This is a genomic window from Amycolatopsis minnesotensis, from assembly GCF_039529815.1.
In the GTDB taxonomy this organism is placed as follows: domain Bacteria; phylum Actinomycetota; class Actinomycetes; order Mycobacteriales; family Pseudonocardiaceae; genus Amycolatopsis; species Amycolatopsis minnesotensis.
Map to the genome: position 1 here is coordinate 1 of NZ_BAAANN010000114.1, position 1881 is coordinate 1881.

Sequence of the window (1881 nt, forward strand, 5' to 3'; positions counted from 1 at the left end):
CGGAGTTCGTGGAGTTGCGTCGTCGGTTGCGGGTGTTCGTGTTCCCGATGACGGTGGTGTTCGTGGTGTGGTATTTGGCGTATGTGCTGCTGGCGGATTACGCGCACGGGTTCATGGCGGCGAAGTTGTTCGGGAATGTGACGGTGGGGTTGGTTTTCGGGTTGTTGCAGTTCGTGTCGACGTTCGTGATCACGGGTTTGTACGTGCGGTACGCGAACCGGAAGCTGGACCCGGTCGCGGACACGATCCGCGCTGATCTGGAAGGGGAGACCCGATGAACACCTCTGTGCTGGCGGCGGGGGTGGCGGGGTCGAACCCGGCGCTGAACATCGCCATTTTCGCCGCGTTCGTCGCGATCACCCTGGTGATCGTGTTCCGCGCCTCCCGCAACACCAAGACCGCCTCGGACTACTACGCCGCGGGGCGGGCGTTCACCGGCCCGCAGAACGGCATCGCGATCTCCGGCGACTACCTCTCCGCGGCCTCGTTCCTCGGCATCGCCGGCGCGATCGCGATCAACGGCTACGACGGGTTCCTGTACTCCATCGGCTTCCTCGTCGCCTGGCTCGTCGCCCTGCTGCTGGTCGCGGAACTCCTGCGGAACACGGGCAAGTTCACCATGGGCGACGTCCTCGCCTTCCGCATGCGCCAGCGCCCCGTCCGCGCCGCCGCCGCGATCTCCACCCTCGCGGTGTCGTTCTTCTACCTGCTCGCCCAGATGGCCGGCGCCGGTGGCCTGGTCAACCTCCTGCTCGGCGTCACCGGCGCCGCGGGGCAGGCCGTGGTGATCGCCGTGGTCGGCGTCATCATGATCATCTACGTGCTCATCGGCGGCATGAAGGGCACCACCTGGGTCCAGATCATCAAAGCCGCCCTGCTCATCATCGGCGCCTTCGCCATGACCCTCTGGGTCCTGGGCAAGTACGGCTTCAACCTCTCCACCCTGTTCCAGCACGCCATGGACCAGCCCAAGAGCAAAGGCCAAGCCCTGCTCTCCCCCGGCGCGCAGTACGGGAAGAACGGCACCAGCAAACTCGACTTCCTCTCCCTCGGCATCGCCCTCGTCCTCGGCACCGCCGGGCTGCCCCACGTGCTGATGCGCTTCTACACCGTGCCCACCGCCCGCGACGCCCGCCGCTCCGTCGTCTGGGCCATCGGCCTGATCGGCGTGTTCTACCTGTTCACCCTCGTCCTGGGCTACGGCGCCGGCGCCCTGGTCGGACCCACCACCATCAACAACGCCCCCGGCGGCGTGAACTCCGCCGCCCCCCTGCTCGCCCAAGCACTCGGTGGCCCGGTGCTGCTGGGGTTCATCGCCGCGGTCGCCTTCGCCACCATCCTCGCCGTGGTCGCCGGACTCACCATCACCGCCTCGGCCAGCTTCGCGCACGACGTGTACGCGAACGTCATCAAACGCGGCACCACCGACTCGAAGGCCGAAGTCCGCGTCGCCCGCTACACCGCGCTGGTCATCGGCGCGGTCGCGATCATCGGCGGCATCCTGGCCAAGGACCAGAACGTCGCCTTCCTCGTCGCCCTCGCCTTCGCCGTCGCCGCCTCGGCGAACCTGCCCACCATCCTGTACTCACTGTTCTGGAAACGGTTCAACACCCAAGGCGCCCTCTGGTCCATCTACGGCGGACTCGCCATCACCATCATCCTGATCGTGTTCTCCCCCGCCGTCTCCGGCGGCACCAAACCCATGATCAAAGGCGTCGACTTCCACTGGTTCCCCCTGGAAAACCCCGGCATCGTCTCCATCCCCCTGTCCTTCCTCCTCGGCGCCGCCGGCACCCTGCTCTCCACAGAACACAACAAAGCCAAATACGCCGAAATGGAAGTCCGCGCCCTCACCGGCGCCGGAGCCGAAAAAGCCACCCC

At 66.7% G+C, this 1881-nt stretch carries 2 protein-coding genes; both read left to right on the forward strand.

Features of this window, described 5'->3' with window-relative positions; genetic code table 11:
- On the forward strand, nucleotides 1-278 hold a 278-nt coding region (locus ABD256_RS44045; RefSeq protein ID WP_344432372.1), incomplete at its 5' end, for a DUF485 domain-containing protein.
- On the forward strand, nucleotides 275-1881 hold a 1607-nt coding region (locus ABD256_RS44050), incomplete at its 3' end, for a solute symporter family protein (protein WP_344432373.1). The genes ABD256_RS44045 and ABD256_RS44050, both read left to right, overlap by 4 nt.